The organism is Acinetobacter sp. V2, assembly GCF_001188385.1.
Lineage (GTDB): Bacteria > Pseudomonadota > Gammaproteobacteria > Pseudomonadales > Moraxellaceae > Acinetobacter > Acinetobacter oleivorans.
The window spans coordinates 781,350-781,831 of sequence record NZ_JZFB01000001.1 but is presented as its reverse complement, the minus strand read 5'-3'; the positions used below and the strand labels follow the sequence as shown (position 1 = coordinate 781,831).

Sequence of the window (482 nt, the reverse complement as noted above, 5' to 3'; positions counted from 1 at the left end):
ATTACACCATCTGTGCAATTGGTTTTACGGTCAGCTCTTTACTTTGTGCCTTGGCATGGAACTTAGAAAGTTTATTGGTTTTTCGTGGTATTCAAGGTTTTATGGGCGGCGGCATGATTCCGACCTCCATGACCGCATTGTATCTACTTTTCCCTGAAGCAAAACGCTCATTGCCTTTGGTGATGTTTGGAATGATCAGTACTTTGGGTCCGGCCATTGGCCCAACCATTGGTGGCTGGCTCACCAATAACTTCTCATGGCACTGGATGTTCCTGATCAATATTATTCCGGGCATTATCATTGCCACGGTCATCTACTCGGGTCCAAATATCGACCGTGCGAACTATTCACTCATCAAAAGCATGGACTGGTTTAGCCTCGTTGGTATGGCAATGTTTTTGGGTGGGCTGGAATATTTTCTTGATGAAGGCGCACGGCATGATTGGCTTGCAGATACAGGCGTTCGGATTGCTTTTATGATC

Annotated in this window: 1 protein-coding gene; it reads left to right on the top strand. The window is 45.9% G+C overall.

The window, feature by feature from the left end:
• Positions 1–482: MFS transporter (locus UC75_RS20020; RefSeq protein WP_228137057.1), on the top strand; the 482-nt coding region annotated here is incomplete at both ends.